Here is a 16861-nt window from a genome sequence, read left to right on the forward strand (position 1 = left end):
ACCAGGCGGCTTCCCCCCGGCCACACCCCTCCACCCCCGCTCCTCCCAGCACTCTGCACCCTGCGTATACACACCATGTATACGCACTGTGTAGAGTGCTCCGCATGTCCATCGGTCACACCCTCCTGGGGCTCCTGGAGTCCGGCCCGCGCCACGGTTACGACCTGAAGCGGGCCTTCGACGAGAAGTTCGGTCACGACCGGCCGCTGCACTACGGCCAGGTCTACTCGACGATGTCGCGGCTGCTGAAGAACGGCCTCGTCGAGGTCGACGGCATAGAGGCGGGCGGCGGGCCCGAGCGCAAGCGGTACGCCATCACCGACGCCGGGATCACCGACGTCCAGCAGTGGCTCGCCACGCCCGAGAAGCCCGAGCCCTACCTCCAGTCGACCCTCTACACGAAGATCGTCCTCGCGCTGCTGACGCATCGCGACGCGAGCGAGATCCTCGACACCCAGCGCTCGGAGCACCTGCGCATGATGCGCATGCTGACCGAACGCAAGCGCAAGGGCGACCTGGCCGACCAGCTGATCTGCGACCACGCCCTCTTCCACCTCGAAGCCGATCTGCGCTGGCTGGAACTGACCGCCGCGCGGCTCGACAAGCTCGCCGAGGCGGTGACGACCCGATGACCTCGACCACCCCTCCTCCCGGCTCCCTGCTCACCGCGTCGGAGCTGCGCAAGGCCTACGGCCCGACCACCGCTCTGGACGGGGCGGAGTTCTCCATCCACCCGGGCGAGGTCGTCGCCGTGATGGGCCCCTCCGGCTCCGGCAAGTCGACCCTGCTGCACTGCCTCGCCGGCATCGTCACCCCCGACTCGGGCTCGATCACGTACAACGGCCGCGAGATGGCGACGATGAACGACGCCCAGCGCAGTGCGCTGCGCCGCTCCGAGTTCGGCTTCGTCTTCCAGTTCGGCCAGCTCGTCCCGGAGCTGACCTGCGTGGAGAACGTCGCCCTGCCGCTGCGGCTGAACGGCAGCGGACGCAAGGAGGCCGAGCGCGCGGCCCTCACGTGGATGGAGCGCCTGGAGGTCGACGACGTCAAGGGCAAGCGGCCCGGCGAGGTCTCCGGAGGCCAGGGGCAGCGCGTCGCCGTGGCCCGTTCGCTGGTCACCAGCCCCCGCGTGCTGTTCGCCGACGAGCCGACCGGCGCGCTCGACTCCCTCAACGGCGAGCGCGTGATGCAGCTGCTCACCGACGCCGCCCGCTCGACCAACGCCGCCGTCGTGCTCGTCACGCACGAGGCCCGCGTGGCCGCCTACTCGGACCGCGAGATCGTCGTACGCGACGGGAAGTCCCGTGACATGGAGCGGATCGTATGAGTGACCGCCCGTCCCCCGCCGCCCCCACCGGGGCGGCCCGCACCGCCCCGAGGCTTCCGCAGTGGTCCCGCGACCTCGGGATGGGCGCCAGGTTCGCGATGACCGGCGGCCGTGAGGCCTGGGTGCGTGTGCTGCTCACCGCCGTCGGGGTCGGCCTCGGGGTGGCGCTGCTGCTGCTCACCACGTCGATCCCGAGCGCGCTGTCCTCCCGGCACGACCGGGAACGCGACCGCAACGACATGACCTTCCGTTCGACGGTCATGAAGAAGTCGGACCGCACGCTCCTCGTCGGCAGCACCGACACCACCTACCGCTCCGCCGACGTACGCGGCCGGCTGCTCCGGCCCGAGGGGGACCGTGCCCCGCTGCCGCCGGGCCTGCGGACCTTCCCCCACCCCGGCGAGATGGTCGTCTCCCCCGCCCTCGACCGGCTGCTGAAGTCCGCCGACGGAGCGCTGCTGCGCGACCGCCTGCCCTATCGCGTCACCGGGACGATCGCGGACTCCGGGCTGATCGGACCGCACGAACTCGCCTACTACGCGGGCAGCGACAGCCTGTCCGTGGCGGGCAAGCTGACCGGGCGGATCGAGCGCATCGACGCCTTCGGCTCGAAAAGCCGTTCCGAGTCGTTGGACCCGGTCCTCCTGCTGCTCATCCTGATCGTCTTCGTCGTGCTGCTCATGCCGGTGGGCGTCTTCATCGCCGCGGCTGTGCGGTTCGGCGGCGAACGGCGGGACCGCCGGCTCGCCGCGCTGCGGCTGGTCGGCGCGGACGGACGGATGACGCGGCGGGTCGCGGCCGGCGAGGCCATGGCCGGAGCCCTGCTCGGACTGGTCCTCGGCGCCGGGTTCTTCCTGCTCGGCCGCCAACTCGCCGGACTGATCGACCTGTTCGAGATCAGCGTCTTCCCGGGCGACCTCAGCCCCGCGCCCGCGCTGGTCGCCCTGGTCGCGGTCTCGGTCCCGGCGGCGGCCGTCGGCGTGACCCTCTTCGCGCTGCGCGGGGTCGTCATCGAGCCGCTGGGCGTGGTGCGCACCGCGCGGCCCCCGAAGCGCCGCCTGTGGTGGCGGCTGCTGCTGCCGCTCGGCGGACTGGCCCTGCTCTACCCGATGGTCGGGCAGGGGCGGGACAACGGGAACTTCAACGAGTCCATGGTGATCGGCGGTGTCATCCTGCTGCTGGTCGGCGTGACGGCCCTGCTGCCCTGGGTCGTCGAGGCGGTCGTCTCCCGGCTGAACTCGGGCGGGGTCGCCTGGCAACTGGCGATCCGCCGGCTCCAGTTGAGCAGCGGGACCGCGGCCCGCATGGTCAACGGCATCGCCGTGGCGGTGGCCGGCGCGATCGCGCTGCAGATGCTGTTCGCCGGTGTGGAGGGCGACTACACGAAGCCCTCGGCGAAGGACCTGTCGCGCGCCCAGATGTCGGTCACCGTTCCGGCCGCCGTGGCGCTCGACGAGGCCGCGGGGAAGCTCGCCCGCACCGAGGGAGTCCGCACGGTCATCGCACTGTCGACCGCCTACGCGGGAGAGCGCCGCAAGGAGGCCGAACTGTCGGCGGCCGTGACGGTCGGCGACTGCACCGCCCTGCGCGAGGTCGCCGAGCTGCCCTCCTGCAAGGACGGTGACGTCTTCGCGGTCCAGCACGCGCAGTACGACAACGACACCCCGAAGCTGGCCCGGCCGGGCCGGACGATCTACATCGACCCGAGCTACAACGGCGGTGCGGCGTCCCAGGCGCCCTTCACCCTGCCGCACGCCATCCGCAAGGTGGAGGGACGCGAGGACCCGACCGGTTACGACCGCGGGGGCATCCTCGTCACCCGGGGCGCGCTGCCGCGCGGCGCGGCGGGCGCGCTCCAGGGTCAGGTCTACGTCAGGCTGGACCGCTCGGTGCCGGACGTGAACGAGCGGGTGCGGAACACCGCCGCGTCGATCGGTCCGTTCGCGGAGGCGATGACCTGGACGGCCAGTGAGCAGTCCCGGCGCTTCACCTCGATCCGCACCGGCCTGTTCGTCGGCGCCACCTGCGTGCTCTTCCTGATCGGCGCGAGCCTTCTGGTGTCGCAGCTGGAGCAGTTGCGGGAGCGCAGGAAGCTGCTGTCGGCGCTGGTCGCCTTCGGCACCCGGCGCCGCACGCTGAGCATGTCGGTGCTGTGGCAGACCGCGATCCCGATCGCTCTCGGGCTCGCCCTCGCCTCGGTGGTGGGACTCACCCTCGGCACGGTGCTGCTGAAGATGACGAACACCCCGGTGCGGGTCGACTGGCCGAGCATGCTGTCGATGACGGGCATCGGCGCGGGGGTCGTCCTGCTCGTGACCCTGCTCAGCCTGCCGCCGCTGATCCGGCTGATGCGGCCGGACGGGCTGCGCACGGAGTAGACCGCGCCCGCGTCACGCGCCGCCGCAGGTGGCCCTCCCCCTCGGGAGGGCCACCTGCGCGCGTCTCAGATGCTGTACTCGCGCACCACGCGGCGGACCTGGGCGAAGAGCATGCCCACGTTCACCGCCTTGCGGCAGACGACCACGGCGACCACGTCCTGCTCGTCGTTCATGCGCACGAACAGATGGGTGAGGTTCTCGCTGTTGACGAGGATCTCCTGGAAGAAGTGCTGGTCGGTCTCGACGCCGCGGCGTTCCTTGAAGACGTCCTCGATCATCTGGACGGTACGCCCCTGGAACAGGTCGAGCGTCGCGCCCGCGAGCAGGTCCAGCACCTCCGGCGGGTGGTTGTCGACGGTCTCGTAGGAGAGCAGCATGCCCGTCGACATGTCGACGGCGCCGGAGGCGACGCAGTCCGGGGCGTCGGTGCGCAGTGATTTCACCAGGCCCATGATCTGGTCGGAGAAACCCGGTCGCATTTGCTTGGTGGCCATGTCGTCATACCCCTTCGTTCGCGTTCGCTGTCTCGGTCACGGCTCCGGCGAACGCGCCGGAGGTGTACGGGGTCCCGGCGGCCGGCTCGGGATCGTCGCCCGCGAGGATCGAACCGATGCGTCCGAGGACCGGGCGGGTCTGCTCGTGGAGCCGTTCGAGGTCGATGCCCTCGTCGCCGAGGACGATCATCAGCGCGGTGTCGCCGACCGCGTAGAAGGCGGCGCATCCCTGGCTGCCGTGGGTCACGGTCTGCCGGAAGACGCCCCGGCCGGTCGCGGCGGTCGCGCGGCGGGCGATGCCGAGTCCGGCGGCGGCGATCGCGGCGAGGCTCTCCGCCTCGATGGTGTCGGCGGTGTCGGCCGCGATGAGCATGCCGTCGGCGGCGGCCACCGCCGTGTCGGTGATGCCGGTCACCCGTTCCCGGAGGCCTCTCATCTCGTTGGCCAGTGCCTCGTGATTCATGAGCTGAACTCCCTGGTCATGGGGTGCGTTTGGTCGAGAAGAAGGGCGGTGCGGGGTCAGGTGCCGGAATCCGGCGTCCAGATGCGGTGCCGCAGGCGGAAGAACCCTTTCCAGCTCGTCACCGCCCTTTCCGGGGCGAGCGTCTCGGTGATTCCGCTCGCTCCGGGTTCACGGCGGGGCAGGGACGGGGCGTCCGGACCGGGGAGCACGAGAGAGGCCGACCGGGGCGCGGTGGCCGGCCCCGCGGCCTCCCGGTGGCCGGGGATCTCGTCGTCGCGCACGCCCCCGGGATCACCGTCGACCGCTTCGGGGGTGTCCGTACGGGGCGTTCGGTCGCCCTCGTCGGCCGCGGGTGGGTCGGCGGTGCCGGCGGTCTCCGCGTCCGGATCGGGAGCGGGATCGGGGTCGGGGGCGGGGTCGTCCGTTCCGGCGGTCAGGGCCGCGGCCAGTGCGGAGAGCAGTTCCGGATCGGGGCCCGGCACGGTGGACGGCGACCGCTTCCTGAGGGACTCGGTGGGCGGGATGCGTACGGTGACCGGGGAGGCGGACGCGGGCGCCTCGGGCAGTTCGAGGAGTCCGTCGCCGAGCAGGCGGGCCATCCCGACGGTGGCGGTGTAGACGCCGAGGCCGGTCACGAAGGCGATGTCGCGAGCGGTCCGCCGGCCGTCGGCATGGGCGAACACCTCCCTCTGCCGAGGGGGCAGTCGGTCCCGTAACTCGTCCGGCACCGCGGCCTGCACGGGGCGTTCGCGGTCCGGTCGTACGGGACGGGGCAGCGCGGCGACGGCCGCGAGTTTGCGCGCCGCGTCCTGCAACAGGCGTCCCGGCGTCTCCCCCTGGTCGACGGGCGCGTACGGCTCGAAGACGGCGTCCAGCGGATCGCAGGCCTCGACCTCCCCCGCGACGACGGCGAAGGCCGCGTCCTGCATCGCCATCATGCAGACCACCCGGAGCTGTGCGGCGCCCGCGTAACCGTGCGCGATCAGCCCGGCCTGCGGCCACCGGGTGCCGCCCGCCTCCCGGAGCAGGTCGGCCCACTGCTCGCCGCCGACCCGGCCGGAGCGCAGCAGACGCGCCTCCGGTCCCGGAGCGCCGGGGCTCTCGACGGCGACGACACAGCCGTCACGCAGGTGGAAGACGCCCCCCGGCCTTCCGGACACCCGCAGTCTTCCCGTCGCCCGGGCCTGTCGGCATGCGCTCAGCGCGATCGTCAGCAGGTCGAATCCGACCCGGCCGAGGGAATCCCGATCGCCCGACATCGCTCCCCTTGGACCTTCCGGCATATCGCACAGACGCCTGACGCGTCACACTGAGGGGGTATGTGTATCAGCCGGGAAACAAGGATTCGCCGGAGTCGCGCTACCTGACGGAAGTTGAGAATTCCCGCCTTTCGAACGCCTTCATCGGTCGCTCAAATGACCGCCTGTGTGCGGCAGTTCAGTCCCGGGGGCCCACCATCCGGACGGGCAGGGGGCGGAGCGCGTCGCGCAGGGCCGCCGCCAGTTCCTCGTACTCGGTGCCACGGGCGGCGCCCGCGCGCATGGCGAGCGCGATGCGCCGCGTGGGTGCCGGGTCCGCGAAGTATCCGGTCAGCAGCTGGTTGCTGCGGGTCGTCTCCACCTTGACGGCCGTGCGCGGCAGAAGGGTCACGCCGAGTCCGCCGGCGACCAGTTGGACGAGGGTGGAGAGTCCCGCGGCGGTGGTGGTGACAGGGGCGTCGGCGCGTCCGGCCTCGCGGCAGATGTCCAGCGCCTGGTCGCGCAGGCAGTGCCCCTCGTCGAGCAGCAGGAGACGCAGGTCGCGCAGCGCCTCGCGCGGGATGCCCTCCCGGCCGCCCAGCCAGTGGTCGAGCGGGGTCACCAGGACGAAGTCCTCGTCGAACAACGGGAGTTCGGTGACGCCGGGCACTCCGAGCGGCACGGCGAGGAGCAGCAGGTCGAGCCGTCCGACCGCGAGCCCCTCCAGCAGGCTCGCCGTCTGCTCCTCGTGCACCTGGAGGTCGAGGTCGGGGTAGCGCTCGTGGACGAGCCGCAGGACGGTGGGCAGGAGGTAGGGGGCGACGGTGGGGATGACACCGAGGCGCAGGGCTCCGGTGAACGGCGCGCGGACGGCCTCCGCCTCCTCCATCAGCGCGCCGACCTCCTCCAGCACCGCCTTGGCGCGTACGGCGAGACGCTCGCCGGCGGGCGACAGGAGCACCTTGCGGGTCGTACGCTCCAGCAGGGTCACGCCGAGGGTGTCCTCCAGGGCGGAGACGGCTCCGGACAACGCGGGCTGGCTCATGCCGATCGCGGCGGCCGCGTCGCGGAAGTGCAGATGCTCGGCGACGGCGGCGAAGGCGCGGAGCTGGGCGAGACTGGGCTGCCGGCGCCCGTTGCCCTTGGCGCCCGTACGGCCGATGGTGGGGCCCCGGCCGAGGGGGACCGCCCGCGCGCCGGGGACGCTTCCACCCACCGTCGGCGTGCCGCCCACCGGGCCGGCCTCGCGGCTGGAGCTCGCCACCGCCGCACCTCTCTCTCCGCATCGCTTCACCGACGGTTACTGATAGACGCAACCGATCAACCCGACCGAGTGTAGCTATTTCCCGAATCAATGCAGCCTGTGCCACGATCGCGTTCGTCCAACCCAAGGGAAACGCCCTCAAAAGGGGCGGCTCCCCGTTGCAAGGAGAATGCGTGCTCACTGTTGGTGACAAGTTCCCCGAGTTCGACCTGACCGCCTGCGTCTCGCTGGAGAAGGGCCAGGAGTTCGAGGAGATCAACCACAAGACCTACGAAGGCAAGTGGAAGATCGTCTTCGCGTGGCCCAAGGACTTCACCTTCGTGTGCCCCACCGAGATCGCCGCCTTTGGCAAGCTGAACGACGAGTTCGCCGACCGCGACGCCCAGGTCCTCGGCTTCTCCGGTGACTCCGAGTTCGTGCACCACGCCTGGCGCAAGGACCACGCCGACCTGCGTGACCTGCCCTTCCCGATGATGGCCGACTCGAAGCACGAGCTCATGCGTGACCTCGGCATCGAGGGCGAGGACGGCTTCGCCAAGCGTGCCGTCTTCATCGTCGACCAGAACAACGAGATCCAGTTCTCCATGGTGACCGCCGGCTCCGTCGGCCGTAACCCCAAGGAGGTCCTGCGGGTCCTGGACGCTCTCCAGACGGACGAGCTCTGCCCGTGCAACTGGACCAAGGGCGAGACGACTCTCGACCCGGTCGCCCTGCTGGCCGGTGAGTGATCTTCCATGGCTCTCGATGAACTGAAGTCCGCCATACCGGACTACGCCAAGGACCTCCGCCTGAACCTCGGTTCGGTGATCGGCAACAGCGACCTCCCGCAGCAGCAGCTGTGGGGCACGGTGCTGGCCTGCGCGATCGCGTCGCGTTCGCCGCGCGTGCTGCGTGAGCTGGAGCCCGAGGCGAAGGACCGGCTGTCGCCCGAGGCGTACACGGCCGCCAAGTCGGCCGCCGCGATCATGGCGATGAACAACGTCTTCTACCGCACGCGGCACCTGCTCTCCGACCCGGAGTACGGGACGCTGCGCGCCGGTCTGCGGATGAACGTCATCGGCAACCCGGGCGTGGACAAGGTCGACTTCGAGCTGTGGTCGCTCGCCGTCTCCGCCGTCAACGGCTGCGGGCAGTGCCTCGACTCGCACGAGCAGGTGCTCCGCAAGGCGGGCGTCGACCGGGAGACCATCCAGGAGGCGTTCAAGATCGCGGCCGTCCTCCAGGCCGTCGGCGCCACGCTGGACGCCGAGGCCGTGCTCGCCGGGTAGTCCTCGCTCCGCACCACGCCCAGGGCCCCGCTCACCTCGACGGTGAGCGGGGCCCTGGGCGTTCTCCGTGCCGCATCCGGTCCCCCGGAGCGGCACGGGACCGCCTACGGTGTGAGGTGTTTCGCCGGTGCCGGGTCGAGCGCCGTGGCGCCCCGGGGCTCGGGCGAATGGCGCTGGCCCGCCTCGTGCGCGTACGAACGCAGGTAGGTGACGACGGTGTTGGTGACCGCGACGAGCGGGACCGCGACGACGGCTCCGCCGATGCCGGCGACCATGCCGCCCGCCGCGACGGACAGCACCACGGCGAGCGGGTGGACGCGCACCGCGCGGCCGAGGATGAACGGCTGCAGGACGTGGCCCTCGATCTGCTGGACCGCGAGGACCACGGCGAGCGTCATGAGGGCGGTGAACACGCCCTGGGTGACGAGGGCGACGACGATCGCGAGGGCTCCGGAGATGACCGCGCCCACGAGCGGGATGAACGCGCCGAGGAAGATGAAGACGGCGAGCGGGACGGCCATGGGCACGTCGAGGAAGTAGATGCCCAGGCCGATGAAGATGGCGTCGATCATGGCGACTATCACCGTGCCGCGGACGTACGCCGTGAGGGTGCGCCAGGCGCGGGGACCCGCGCCCGCGACTCCGGGACGGGCGGCGGCCGGGACGAGCTTGAGCGACCACTCCCAGATCCGCTTGCCGTCGTAGAGCAGGAAGAGCGTCGAGAACATCGTCAGGAGGATGCCGGTGAGGCCCTCGACGATGACCGTCACGCCCTGGAGGCCCGCCGAGGTGATCTGGTCGGTGTTCGCGCCGACCGCCTCGCGGAGGTTCTTCGCTATTTCGTTGATCTGCTTGTCCGTCACGTGGAACGGACCCTTGAGGAGCCACTTGCGCAGCTCGTCGATACCGTCCTGGATCTGGCCGGAGAGGTTGTCGATGTTCTCCTGGACCTGCCAGACCACGAACCAGCCGATCAGCCCCATGATGACGAAGCCGAGGATCGCGGTGAGCGCGGTGGCGACGCCGCGCGGCACCCGGTGGTGCGTGAGCCGGGCCACCGTCGGCTGGAGCAGCGCGGTGATGAGGAGCGCGGCCACGAAGGCCAGCACCACCAGTTGCACCGCGCTGATGACGCGCATCAGCACCCAGACCGTGCCCGCGAGGATGAGCAGCCGCCAGCCGGCCTCGGCGGCGACGCGCACGCCCCACGGCACCGCGAGCGCGGGGTTCGGACGGGGCGTCAGGACGTACGACGTCGGCGAGGACGTCTTCTCGGACGCGGGGCGCCGGGCCGGCAGCACGGCCGGTTCAGGGACCGCCACCGGGTGTTCGGGGGAGCCGAGGTCGTCCAAGACGTCCAGGTCGTTCAGGTCGTCCGGGGAACCGGGCGTTTCCGGCGTGTCGGAAACCGGTCCGTCCGACTTCTCGACGGAAACACGCACTGCGGACCGGTCCTGAAGGTCGGGGGAGCCCTGTGACTCCTTCTCGACCTCGGCCCGGCGTTCGTCCAACCGCTCGCCCAGCTCGGTGAGTCCTGCGCCGAGCCTGCCGAGCCACCCTGGTACTCGCGACATGATGCGTCCTTTTCCCCCGTTGCTCCCCACCACTCCCCCCAGGAGTCGTCGGATCCGACCGTACATGGCCGAAGCCCCTCCCCCTATGACGGGGAGGGGCTTCGAAAGGTTGAGCGCCCGACGTGCTGCGTGCGGCTCAGTACCAGCTGTTCGCCTGCCAGAACGACCACGCCTCACAGGGGCTGCCGTACCGGCCGTTCATGTAGTTGAGGCCCCACTTGATCTGTGTGGCCGGGTTCGTCTGCCAGTCGGAACCGACGGACGACATCTTGGAACCGGGCAGAGCCTGGAAGAGACCGTAGGCACCGGACGAGGCGTTGACCGCCTTGTAGTTCCAGCTGGACTCGTGGTTCACGATGTTGCTGAAGCACTGGAACTGCCCGCTCGGCACCATCTGGCGAGCCATCGCCTGGATCTGCGCGACGGAGTACGAGGACTGGACGCTGAAGGTGGTCGCGTCGCGCGTCGCGGAACGGCTGGCCTTCTCCGCCGCTTCCTTGCGCTCCTTGGCCTCCTTCTCGGCCTTCGCAGCCTTCTCCGCGGCCTTCTGCTTGGCCACGGCGTCGTCGGCCGCCTGCTTGCGGGCGGATTCCTCCGCGTCCTTCTTGGCGCTCGCGTCCGCGGCGATGGCCTGCGCGTCGGCCTGCTGCGTCAGGGACGCGGTCTGCACCTGGGCCTGCTGACCCGTGGGGATGTCCGCGAGGAGGGTCGAGTCGCTTGCCGTCGCCTCGGCGTCGATCGAGGGCTGAGCGGTGCTGCCAGAGGCAACTCCGACGACGCTTCCAACGGCGGTGACCGCGGTGGCCGAAGCCACTGCGAATCCCCGGACCGAAATCCGGCTCACACGGTTTCCTTCCAGCATGCCCGCTTAGGTGACCCTCGCGGACGCAATCGTGCCCCTTGGCGCTGGCCTCCCAACTGCGGGGTCACGGGAGGCACGGGCCCGGTGGGCAACTCCCGCTCGGGGAGCGCCGCGTGGTGCGCGGGCGGCATACGACGGCTTTATGGAGTTCTGAGGTTCCGGTGGTGCCGTACCGCTGGGGGTACAGGTGTGTCGTATGCGGGGCCTGACAGGAAGGAGACTCTAGCCGTAACCAGACGGCGCAAGGCAATTCCCCGTCGCGTGTGAAAGCTCACACCTCGTTTGCGGCCGGTCTTTTCAGGAAACGGGCGCGCAGCAGGACGCCGCCCGGCTAGGCTCCTTCGCCTTTGCCGGACGGCGCCAACCAGCGTGTATCCACCACCCTTTGACCAGGTGGGGACAGTCGGGATCAGATCTGCCCGTCCTCCAGCATTTCGGTCACGAGTGCCGCAATCTGGGACCTCTCCGAACGATTCAGCGTGACGTGCGCGAAGAGCGGATGGCCCTTCAACTTCTCGACGACGGCGACCACTCCGTCGTACCGCCCGACCCGCAGATTGTCCCTTTGCGCCACATCGTGGGTCAGAACGACCCGCGAGTTGGCGCCGATCCGGGAGAGGACCGTCAGCAGGACGTTCCGTTCCAGGGACTGGGCCTCGTCCACGATCACGAACGCGTCGTGCAGGGAACGGCCGCGGATGTGGGTGAGCGGCAGGACCTCCAGCATGCCGCGCGCCGTGACCTCCTCGATGACCTCGCGGCTGGCGACCGCGGAGAGCGTGTCGAACACCGCCTGGGCCCAGGGGCCCATCTTCTCGGACTCGGAGCCGGGCAGATAGCCGAGCTCCTGTCCGCCCACCGCGTAGAGCGGCCGGAAGACCATCACCTTCTGGTGCTGGCGGCGTTCGAGGACGGCCTCCAGGCCCGCGCAGAGCGCGAGCGCGGACTTGCCGGTGCCGGCCCGGCCGCCCATCGACAGGATCCCGATGTCCGGGTCGAGCAGCAGATCCAGCGCGATGCGCTGCTCCGCGCTGCGGCCCTTGATGCCGAACGCCTCCCGGTCGCCGCGCACCAGCCGGACGTTGCCCTCGGCGGTGACACGGCCGAGGGCCTTGCCACGCTCCGACTGGATCGTCAGGCCCGTGTGCACGGGCAGGTCGGCCGCTTCGGGGACGTAGACGTGTCCCTCCTCGAAGAGGATGTCCACCTGTTCGCCCGGCAGGGTCAGTTCGGACATTCCGGTCCAGCCGGAGGAGCCCGTGATGGCCAGCTCCGCGCGGTACTCCTCGGCGAGGAGGCCCACGGAGGAGGCCTTGATCCTGAGCGGCAGGTCCTTCGAGACGACGGTGACGTCGAATCCCTCGGCCTGGAGATTGCGGGCGACGGCGAGGATGCGGGAGTCGTTGTCCCCCAGGCGATACCCGCTGGGCAGGACGCTGGGGTCCGAGTGGTTGAGCTCGACGCGTACGGTCCCGCCGAGCTCCCCGACCGGGATCGGGGAGTCGAGGCGGCCGTGCCGGACCCGGAACTCGTCGAGCAGGCGCAGTGCCTGCCGGGCGAAGTAGCCGAGCTCGGGATGGTGCCGCTTGGCCTCCAGCTCCGTGACCACGACGATCGGGAGCACCACTTCATGCTCGTCGAAGCGGCTCAGAGCATTGGGATCGGCCAGCAGGACGCTGGTGTCGAGAACATAGGTGCGCCGGTCAGGCATGCGGCGCTTAGTGCTGGTCACCACGGAAGGACGTACCCCCTCGGATGAGGTCGGGGAGCGACGAAGGAGATCTGGACCGGTCTCGGGCACCGATGCACGGGCCGAGAACCGGCCCTCCGCTTCGTCCGTACTGACCGCACGGTCGGGCTGGTGCAAGGGGCCTCCCGGGCGGACGGCCCCGTGCCGTCCGCTGAGATACGACACCCGTGGTTCGGGCGTCGACCTGCAAGCGTTATGCCCTCGAACGAGCCAAGCCATGCAGCCGGAGCGGACGGCGCGTGCGTTAACTCCTGATGACGTACGCCCCCCGGGGCGCCCGCGACCTCACCGCGGGACCCCGGAAATCAGCCGCCGTAGCGGCGGTGTCGCGCCGCGTAGTCACGCAGCGCGCGCAGGAAGTCGACCTTGCGGAACGCCGGCCAGAAGACTTCGCAGAAGAAGTACTCGGAGTGGGCCGTCTGCCAGAGCATGAATCCGGACAGGCGCTGCTCTCCGCTGGTCCGGATCACCAGGTCGGGGTCGGGCTGGGCACCGGTGTAGAGGTGCTTGCCGATCAGGTCGACGTCGACGGCCTCGGCGAGTTCCTCCATGGAGGTGCCCTTGTCGTCGGCGTCGAGGATCATCGCGCGGACGGCGTCCGCGATCTCCTGGCGTCCGCCGTAGCCGATGGCGACGTTGACGACTATCCCCTCGACGTGGGCGGTGGTCTCCTCGGCCTCCTTGAGGGCCGACTGCATCTGCGAGGGCAGGATGTCGGGCGTGCCGACGTGATGCACCCGCCAGCGGCCGTCGGCCGCGAGGGTGCGGACGACGCCCTCGATGATGCCGAGCAGCGGGCCGAGCTCCTCCTGCGGGCGGTCGAAGTTGTCGGTGGACAGCAGCCACAGGGTGACGACCTCGACGTCCGTCTCGGAGCACCAGCCGAGGAACTCCTCGATCTTGTCGGCTCCGGCACGGTGGCCCTGGGCGGTGGTGGAACCCGCCGCCTTCGCCCAGCGCCGGTTGCCGTCCATGATGACCCCGATGTGCTTCGGCACCTGGTCGTGGTCGAGGTGGCCTTCCACCCTGCGTGCATAGAACCTGACCAGCAGACGGCGCAGGTTGTCGCGCAAGGTCACGTGTTGTCAGCCCCTCCGTGCGGATGGGACAGGCGCGCCCGAGCACAGTCCCTGTCCATATGGCGGTCCCCCGGGGCGAAGCCTACCCCCGTGAAACAGGGGCTCCGCCAAGGGGTGTCAGAGACCTGACAGTGCGGCACGGCAGGGCCCGAACGCGCTCCGGCCGTCGTGCCCGGCGCCTCGAGGAGGGGACTGGATGCCACTCCCCCGACCGCACCGGACGATGCGGGACGCCCGGACCCCGGGCCGGAAACCCACCGCCGAGGGACGCCCGGGCCCACGAGAGAGGACGGGTGTCCGCCAGGAAGGGCTGGTCGGGGACGGACCCGCCGCGCAGGGCGGCACTGTGTCACCGGATTCCCCGGCCTCCACCGGCGCCCCGCCCGGGGGGCGCACGGGGGCGCCTGCCGCACGGGCCGACGCGGGCACAAAAAACGGGCCGGTCCGTGGGGGGGAGACGGACCGGCCCGAGGGGGGGTTTCCACCATAACCCTTCGTAAGTGATGCTGCGTGCATCCGCGTGCCACAACTACTCTCCGGAGTCGGCCGACGACGCCGGGATGAGCGCGGAACTATCGATTCCGGGTGTGATCATGGCCGAATCCCAGCTGATTCAAAGGGAATCGCGAAGGATCGGTGGAGATCCAATGGGTTCGGAGCCGTTCCAGGGGGAGCACCCCGATGCCCGGCGAGGTACTCCGGGCGGGTGACGGGCGTGGCGTACTCCCTTGACGCCGCCGCTAGCTTCGCAGCCATGACGACCTTCACGACGGAGCGAACGTCCGGGCCGGTCCCGCTGGAACGGGCCGCGACGGCGCGCGCCCGGCGACGCGGGCTGCTCGGGCGCGACGGGATCGAGGGTGCGCTGCTGCTGACCCCGGCGAGCTCGGTGCACACCCTGGGGATGCGGTTCCCGATCGACGTCGCCTACCTGGACCGCGCGTCACGGGTCCTGGCGGTACGCACGATGCGTCCGGGCCGGGTGGGACTTCCCCGGCCACGGGCCCGGGCGGTCCTGGAGGCGGAGGCCGGCTCCATGGAGCGGTGGGGCGTGGAGCGTGGCGTACGGGTCGTGGTCCAGGACGGCTGACGTCACGTCACTCCACGAAGGCAGCACCGCGCAGCCCCCTCCACTGCGCGGTGCCACACGCGCAGCTTTGCTCACGCGAATTACCTTGGCCTGAACTTACGTCAGGCGAACAGCCCAGGCGAGCCACTCCCGATAACGATGTGGAAACCCTGTGCAGATCGGCCGGTTGACGTCCGGCGCTCACCCCGCACCCGTCCGCCATCCGGACGGTCATCTCATACCGAGTGCCCTTCATTGGGGTGTTTTCGGTCATTCCCGCGAGCGGGCCGCGAGCCGCCCTCTCGCCCGGGCAACGGACGATCGCGCGGCCGGTACTCCCCTGCGGGCACCGGTCAGGCAGCCTCGCCCGGCTTGCGTGCCTCGATCAGGAAACGGCTGCTGTGGGCGACGAAGGGACCCTGCGCCTGGATCTGCTCGTGCAGGGCGCGCAGCCGGGGCCGGTACGCCTCGACGGTGAATCCGGGGACCATCCAGATCACCTTGCGCAGGAAGTGGACGACGGCTCCGATGTCCCGGAACTCGACGCGCAGCCGTTCCGAGCGCAGGTCGACGACATCGAGCCCGGCGGCTTCGGCGGCGCGTCGGGCGGCTTCCGGGTCCCGGCCGGTGCGGACCTCCTCGGGCAGCGGGCCGAGGAAGTACTCCACGAGTTCGAAGACACTGGCCGGCCCGACCTGCTGGGAGAAGTAGGTGCCGCCGGGGCAGAGCACGCGGGCGATCTCGTCCCAGTGGGTCGCCACCGGGTGCCGGCTCGTCACCAGGTCGAACGCGCCGTCGGCGAACGGCAGCGGGGCCTCCTCCGGGGACGCGACGACCACGGCACCACGGGGGTGGAGCAGCGCGGTCGCCTTGGCGACGTTCGGCGGCCAGCCCTCGGTGGCGGCGAGGAGCGGGGGCAGCTTCGGGGCGGAGTTCAGCACCTCGCCGCCGCCTGTCTGGAGGTCGAGGGCGGCGCGGGCGCGGCCCAGCCGCTCCCCCATCGCCCGCGCGTACCCCCACGAGGGCCGCTCCTCGGTGGCCCGCCCCTCGAACCAGGAGAAGTCCCAGCCGTCGACGGACGCGGCCTCGGCTTCGGCGACGAGGTCCTCGAAGGTGCGCGTGGTGGTCATGGGCGCATTGTCGCAACGGGCGGGGCCTGCGGCGACGGATTTTCGAGGGCCCCGGGGCTCAGGGGACCAGGGGGCGCACCTGCTCGGCGGCGAAGCGGACGAAGCCCTCGGGATCCGGTTCGTCGGCGGTGGGCTGGAGGACCACGGTGTCGGCTCCCCCGTCCACGACCCGCCGGACGGCCTCGGCGACGGCCTCCGCGTCCCCGGCGGCCCCGTGTCCCGCCGCCGGGTCCTCGCCGTCGGCGACCATCTCGGCGCGCAGCCGGGCGGCCGCGTCGGGCCCGGTCGCGGCATGGAGATAGACGATCACCCGGTGCCGGCCGTCCGTCCGGCCGGCCTTCTTCCGTCCCTCCTCGATGAGGTCCCGGGCACGCCGTACCCCGTCGGGGGTCGTCGACGCCGTGAGGACGGTTCCGTCGGCGGCCTCTCCGGCGAGCCGGAGCGTCCGGGGACCGGTGGCGCCGGTGAGGATCTCGGGCGCCGAGGCGGGCGGCCAGTCGAGGGCGACCCCGTCCAGCTTCACGTAGCGGCCCTCCGTGGACACACGGTCGCCGTGCAGCAGGGCGCGCAGCGCGTCGAGGTGTTCGCGCAGCAGCGTGAGGGGTGATGCGGCGCGTGCTCCCACCTGTTCCATCCAGTCCTGGACGCCGTGGCCGACCGCGACGGCCGCGCGTCCCGGGAAGAGCCGGTGCAGGGTGGCGGCCTCCATGGCGGTCACGGCGACGTTCCGCAGCGGGACCGGGAGCAGGCCGACGCCGACCTTCAGACGTTCGGTCCAGGCGAGGGCGGCCGCGGCGGCGGAGACGCCCCCTTCGAGAAAGCAGTCCTCCCACAGCCACAGTTCGTCGAGCCCCGCCGCGTCCGCCGCGCGCGCCACGGCACGCAGGCGTTCGGGGGGCAGTTGCGGCCGGAAGACAACACCGAGTGACGTCATCCCGCCTTCCTACCGACGCCGCGCCCCCGCG

The 16861-nt window shown here is 70.9% G+C and carries 16 protein-coding genes; 6 read left to right on the plus strand and 10 right to left on the minus strand.

Annotated elements, in window-relative coordinates; translation table 11 throughout:
* The first annotated feature begins 104 nt into the window (after positions 1-104).
* The 3 genes from OG406_RS15510 to OG406_RS15520 all read left to right on the plus strand — a co-directional run bounded on the left by OG406_RS15510 (position 105) and on the right by OG406_RS15520 (position 3705).
* Positions 105-632 (plus strand): PadR family transcriptional regulator, encoded by a 528-nt coding sequence (locus OG406_RS15510; RefSeq protein WP_081221784.1) that lies wholly within the window; start codon positions 105-107, stop codon positions 630-632.
* Positions 629-1327 carry an ABC transporter ATP-binding protein gene (locus OG406_RS15515; protein ID WP_081219154.1) on the plus strand — a complete coding sequence of 233 codons (699 nt, stop codon included), beginning with the start codon at positions 629-631 and terminating at the stop codon, positions 1325-1327. Before OG406_RS15510 ends, OG406_RS15515 begins: the two co-directional genes overlap by 4 nt.
* An 80-nt stretch (positions 1328-1407) precedes the next feature.
* Positions 1408-3705, plus strand: coding sequence for an ABC transporter permease (locus tag OG406_RS15520; protein ID WP_443067144.1), 2298 nt, complete (start codon positions 1408-1410; stop codon positions 3703-3705).
* A 65-nt stretch (positions 3706-3770) separates the two neighbouring features.
* Here OG406_RS15520 and OG406_RS15525 read toward each other — a convergent pair whose 3' ends face one another.
* The 4 genes from OG406_RS15525 to OG406_RS15540 all read right to left on the minus strand — a co-directional run bounded on the left by OG406_RS15525 (position 3771) and on the right by OG406_RS15540 (position 7062).
* A complete protein-coding gene (locus OG406_RS15525) occupies positions 3771-4199 on the minus strand; it encodes a hypothetical protein (protein WP_164372031.1) in 429 nt (142 codons plus the stop codon).
* 4 nt (positions 4200-4203) lie between these two features.
* Positions 4204-4662, minus strand: coding sequence for a roadblock/LC7 domain-containing protein (locus OG406_RS15530; protein ID WP_203660119.1), 459 nt, complete (start codon positions 4660-4662; stop codon positions 4204-4206).
* Between the two features lie 56 nt (positions 4663-4718).
* The gene (locus tag OG406_RS15535) at positions 4719-5921 is read right to left on the minus strand and encodes a hypothetical protein (protein WP_329186245.1); all 1203 of its coding nucleotides are present in this window, start codon (positions 5919-5921) and stop codon (positions 4719-4721) included.
* Between the two features lie 178 nt (positions 5922-6099).
* Positions 6100-7062, minus strand: a complete 963-nt coding sequence (locus tag OG406_RS15540; RefSeq protein WP_329190812.1) for a LysR substrate-binding domain-containing protein — start codon at positions 7060-7062, stop codon at positions 6100-6102.
* 275 nt (positions 7063-7337) lie between these two features.
* Between OG406_RS15540 and OG406_RS15545 the strand changes: the two genes are divergently transcribed.
* Together OG406_RS15545 and OG406_RS15550 are read left to right on the plus strand one after the other, a co-directional pair.
* The gene (locus tag OG406_RS15545; RefSeq protein ID WP_081219150.1) at positions 7338-7892 is read left to right on the plus strand and encodes a peroxiredoxin; all 555 of its coding nucleotides are present in this window, start codon (positions 7338-7340) and stop codon (positions 7890-7892) included.
* A 6-nt stretch (positions 7893-7898) separates the two neighbouring features.
* On the plus strand, positions 7899-8432 hold the full coding sequence (locus tag OG406_RS15550) for an alkyl hydroperoxide reductase (protein ID WP_164372030.1): 534 nt from the start codon (positions 7899-7901) through the stop codon (positions 8430-8432).
* Positions 8433-8536: 104 nt separating this feature from the next.
* Here OG406_RS15550 and OG406_RS15555 read toward each other — a convergent pair whose 3' ends face one another.
* From OG406_RS15555 to OG406_RS15570, 4 genes are all read right to left on the minus strand, one after another.
* On the minus strand, positions 8537-10006 hold the full coding sequence (locus tag OG406_RS15555; RefSeq protein WP_329186247.1) for an AI-2E family transporter: 1470 nt from the start codon (positions 10004-10006) through the stop codon (positions 8537-8539).
* 136 nt (positions 10007-10142) lie between these two features.
* The gene (locus tag OG406_RS15560) at positions 10143-10868 is read right to left on the minus strand and encodes a transglycosylase SLT domain-containing protein (RefSeq protein ID WP_164372028.1); all 726 of its coding nucleotides are present in this window, start codon (positions 10866-10868) and stop codon (positions 10143-10145) included.
* A 409-nt stretch (positions 10869-11277) separates the two neighbouring features.
* Positions 11278-12603 (minus strand): PhoH family protein, encoded by a 1326-nt coding sequence (locus OG406_RS15565; RefSeq protein ID WP_164372027.1) that lies wholly within the window; start codon positions 12601-12603, stop codon positions 11278-11280.
* A 320-nt stretch (positions 12604-12923) separates the two neighbouring features.
* Complete coding sequence (locus tag OG406_RS15570; protein WP_267048422.1) at positions 12924-13697, minus strand: isoprenyl transferase; 774 nt, start codon at positions 13695-13697, stop codon at positions 12924-12926.
* A 754-nt stretch (positions 13698-14451) separates the two neighbouring features.
* On the opposite strand from OG406_RS15570, the gene OG406_RS15575 reads away from it, so the two are divergent.
* On the plus strand, positions 14452-14787 hold the full coding sequence (locus OG406_RS15575) for a DUF192 domain-containing protein (protein ID WP_164372025.1): 336 nt from the start codon (positions 14452-14454) through the stop codon (positions 14785-14787).
* A gap of 332 nt (positions 14788-15119) precedes the next feature.
* On the opposite strand, the gene OG406_RS15580 is transcribed toward OG406_RS15575, so the two are convergent.
* Both OG406_RS15580 and OG406_RS15585 read right to left on the minus strand, forming a co-directional pair.
* Positions 15120-15896, minus strand: coding sequence for a class I SAM-dependent methyltransferase (locus tag OG406_RS15580; RefSeq protein WP_266616170.1), 777 nt, complete (start codon positions 15894-15896; stop codon positions 15120-15122).
* 58 nt (positions 15897-15954) lie between these two features.
* Positions 15955-16830, minus strand: coding sequence for an LLM class flavin-dependent oxidoreductase (locus OG406_RS15585; protein WP_329186249.1), 876 nt, complete (start codon positions 16828-16830; stop codon positions 15955-15957).
* Positions 16831-16861: the final 31 nt, after the last annotated feature.

The sequence above is a fragment of the Streptomyces sp. NBC_01428 genome (assembly GCF_036231965.1).
Taxonomy (GTDB): Bacteria; Actinomycetota; Actinomycetes; order Streptomycetales; family Streptomycetaceae; genus Streptomyces.

Coding starts and splice junctions, on each gene's coding strand:
- OG406_RS15510 (WP_081221784.1), top strand. CDS start 105: ATGTCCATCGGTCACACCCTCCTGGGGCTCCTGGAGTCCGGCCCGCGC.
- OG406_RS15515 (WP_081219154.1), top strand. CDS start 629: ATGACCTCGACCACCCCTCCTCCCGGCTCCCTGCTCACCGCGTCGGAG.
- OG406_RS15520 (WP_443067144.1), top strand. CDS start 1,408: ATGGGCGCCAGGTTCGCGATGACCGGCGGCCGTGAGGCCTGGGTGCGT.
- OG406_RS15525 (WP_164372031.1), bottom strand. CDS start 4,199: ATGGCCACCAAGCAAATGCGACCGGGTTTCTCCGACCAGATCATGGGC.
- OG406_RS15530 (WP_203660119.1), bottom strand. CDS start 4,662: ATGAATCACGAGGCACTGGCCAACGAGATGAGAGGCCTCCGGGAACGG.
- OG406_RS15535 (WP_329186245.1), bottom strand. CDS start 5,921: ATGTCGGGCGATCGGGATTCCCTCGGCCGGGTCGGATTCGACCTGCTG.
- OG406_RS15550 (WP_164372030.1), top strand. CDS start 7,899: ATGGCTCTCGATGAACTGAAGTCCGCCATACCGGACTACGCCAAGGAC.
- OG406_RS15555 (WP_329186247.1), bottom strand. CDS start 10,006: ATGTCGCGAGTACCAGGGTGGCTCGGCAGGCTCGGCGCAGGACTCACC.
- OG406_RS15560 (WP_164372028.1), bottom strand. CDS start 10,868: ATGCTGGAAGGAAACCGTGTGAGCCGGATTTCGGTCCGGGGATTCGCA.
- OG406_RS15575 (WP_164372025.1), top strand. CDS start 14,452: ATGACGACCTTCACGACGGAGCGAACGTCCGGGCCGGTCCCGCTGGAA.
- OG406_RS15580 (WP_266616170.1), bottom strand. CDS start 15,896: ATGACCACCACGCGCACCTTCGAGGACCTCGTCGCCGAAGCCGAGGCC.
- OG406_RS15585 (WP_329186249.1), bottom strand. CDS start 16,830: ATGACGTCACTCGGTGTTGTCTTCCGGCCGCAACTGCCCCCCGAACGC.